The 3227-nt window shown below is 62.2% G+C and carries 2 protein-coding genes; one reads left to right on the top strand and one right to left on the bottom strand.

The features are described from left to right. The coding region (locus RMN84_RS00130; protein WP_309610184.1) for an NAD(P)-dependent oxidoreductase at window positions 1-869 on the bottom strand (869 nt) is incomplete at its 3' end. Window positions 870-1087: 218 nt separating this feature from the next. On the opposite strand from RMN84_RS00130, the gene RMN84_RS00135 reads away from it, so the two are divergent. Further along, window positions 1088-3227, top strand: a 2140-nt coding sequence (locus tag RMN84_RS00135; protein WP_309610185.1) for an FAD-dependent oxidoreductase, incomplete at its 3' end; no start/stop codon positions are given.

Here is a 3227-nt window from a genome sequence, read left to right on the forward strand (position 1 = left end):
ATTCCAATCGGCTCTTCATAACGGCGGATGATGTTGGGCGAATGTTCCCGCGGGCCATAGGCTTCAACGCCCTTGCGGAAGATGTCGACGATCATCGGCGACAGCTCGACCGGGACATGGTTCTGCCGGGCGATGCTGTCGAACAGGCTGACGTCCTTCACCACCAGGTCCATCGTAAAGTTGATGTCGCGGCTGCCGTTGAGGATGACCTGAGTCTCGGTTTCGTGGACGAAGCTGTTCCCCGACGAAATGCGGATCGCCTCATAAGCGGTGTTCATGTCGATGCCAGCCGCTTGGCACACCGTCAGCGCTTCGGCGAGCGCGACAAGGTGGCCCGTGCACAGGAAGATGGTCATTACCTTGAGCTGCGAGGCAGTGCCGAGTTCACCGGTATGCAGGATGCGGCGGCCCATTGTCGTCAGCACTGGCAGGACGAAGTCGAACGCCTCGCGCCGGCCGCCGGCGAAGATCGCGATATTGCCTGTGTCGGCGCGGTGACAGCCGCCCGACACCGGGCATTCCATCATCATCGCGCCGGTCGCCTCGACCAGCGCGCCAAGGCGAATGACTTCGCTGTGGTCGGTCGTGCTCATCTCGAGCCAGACCTTGCCCGGGCCGAGCGCGGGCAGGAAACCATCGGATCCTTCCGCTACCGCTGCACTCGCGGCAGGTGAGGGAAGGCAGGTAATGATCAGGTCGACCGCTTCAGCCAGTTCGCGGGGCGATGCTGCAGCCTGCGCTCCAGCCGCAACGAACGATCGGACAACGGCGTCATCGAGATCGCGGACGGTGACGTCGTGGCCGTTGCGGATCAGGGAGCCGGCGAGTTTTCCGCCGACATTGCCGAGGCCAATAAAACCTATCTTCATGACGTTCAGGCAATCTCGCTGTGGGCACTTCCGGCAAGGCCGTGCCATCGACGGCTGTCTCAGTGGTCCTGCTTAAATCGGCCCGACAGAGCCGGTACAAATGAAGAATTTTGGTAATCAGCGAAATTTCTTTGGCGCACAGGGCATAATATCTAAATTGTCGCCGTGTCGCGCGCCAATCTATTGCCTGGCAATCGAGACGAGGAAGATCGGGCGGCATGAAAAATAATGCGCGGGTGGTAATCGTTGGCGGCGGAATCATGGGCGCCAGCCTGCTCTACCATCTCGCGGAGCTGGGCTGGGCCGACATCATGCTGGTCGAGAAGGATGAGCTTACTTCGGGGTCGACCTGGCACGCGGCGGGGCAGTGCCCGAGCATCACCGGAAGCTTCAACCTCGCCAAGATGCATGCGTACAGCAATGATCTCTACCCCCGGCTCGAAGGGCTGACCGGCCAATATGTCAGCTGGCATCGGTCGGGCGGGATCCGGCTTGCCACCAACGAGCGCGAGCTGGCGTGGCTTCGCTACATCCACGGCTATTCGAAGATCATCGGCTTCGACATGGACATCGTCAGCCCCGAAGAGATCAGGCGGATCAACCCGTTCATGACGACCGACGGAGTCATCGCTGGCGCATGGACGACGCTGGACGGCCATGCCGATCCGTCGGGCATCTGCAACGCGCTGGCAATCGGCGCGAAGCAGATGGGCGCGACGATCATTCGCAAGAATCGGGTGACCGGCTTGTCCCAGCTCGTGTCTGGTGAGTGGGACGTCGCGACCGAATTGGGCGTAATCCGTGCGGGAATCGTCGTCAATGCGGCGGGCTGCTACGCGCGCCAGGTCGCGCAGATGGCTGGTGGTGACGTGCCCGTGACGAACATGGAGCATCAATATCTCGTCACCGATCCAATCCCGGCGTTCGTCGAGCGCGACGAAGAAATTCCGGTGATGCGTTGCCCCTATGTGTCGGGCTATTTCCGGCAGGAACAGAATAGCGGGCTGATCGGCATTTACGAGAATGTCGAGCTCAGGGAAGCGTGGGGGCCCAAGGGAATGCCCGAGTGGGAATCGACCAGCGAGCTGTTCCCCGACGACCTCGACCGAGTTGCCAAATGGGTCGAGCGGGCGATCGAGCGGATGCCGGTGTTCGGCGAAGTCGGTATCCGCCGGATCGTCAATGGCGCGATCCCGCATACGCCCGACGGCGGACCTTTGCTCGGGCCTGCGGCGGGCTTGCGCAATTTCTGGCATTGTTGCGGGACATCGTTCGGGATCGCGCAGGGCGGCGGCGCGGGCAAATATCTCGCCCAGTGGATGGTCGACGGCGACTCCGAAATCAATATGGTCGAGTTCGACCCGCGCCGTTACGGTCCATTCGCCGGCGAAGCCTATTCGCGCGCCAAGGTATTCCTCGATTATCGGTTGACGTTCACAACGCGCCTGCCGGGCGAGGAAGAGCCCGATGGCCGCCCGCAACGGACCAGCCCGCTATACGATCGGCTCAAGGCGATGGGCGCGGTCTATGGCGAGACCTACGGGTGGGAACGGCCTAAATGCTTCTCGCTCGACGGCCGCACCGAAGAGCCCGGCTATCATCGCACCAATATGTTCGAGGTCGTCGCAGAAGAGGTCCGCGCGGTGGCCGGGCGGGTCGGCGTGCTCGACCTTACCGGCTTCGCGAAATATGAAGTGACCGGCCGTGATGCCGATGCGTTTCTCAACCGGATCTGCGCCAATCGGATGCCAACGAGGCAAGGTGGCATCGCATTGGTTCATCCGCTGTCCCGTGGGGGCCGGATCCTGGGCGAGATGACGGTAACGCGCCTCGCCGACAATCATTTCTACTGCCTGTCCGCCGCCGCCGCTGAGCAGCGCGACCTAGACCTGATGGTGCAGGGCCGCTTGCCGGGCGAGGATGTCACGATTGCCAATGTAACCGACGATCGCGGTGTTCTGGTGCTGAGCGGGCCGCGCTCGCGCGCACTGCTGGCGCGAGTGACCGATGCCGACCTGTCGAACGAGGGGTTCCGCTGGCTGAGCGGGCAGGAGATTGAGGTCGCCGGCCATAGGCTCCGCGCCCTGCGCGTGAGTTATGTCGGGGAGCTTGGCTGGGAACTGCACCCGCAGATCGACGCGGTCGCTCCGCTTTACGAGGCAATCTGGGCGGCGGGGCAGGACCTTGGCATTGTCAACTATGGCCTCTACGCGGTCAACACGATGCGGATCGAGAAAGGCTACAAGGCATGGGGATCTGAGCTCACCAACGAGTTGACGATGATCGAGGCGGACATGCGCCGGTTCATCAACTTCAAGAAAGATGATTTTGTCGGCAAGCAGGCGACCCTCGACGCGC

Origin of the sequence: Sphingomonas sp., assembly GCF_031380695.1 — a bacterium.
Classification (GTDB): Bacteria; Pseudomonadota; Alphaproteobacteria; order Sphingomonadales; family Sphingomonadaceae; genus Sphingomicrobium.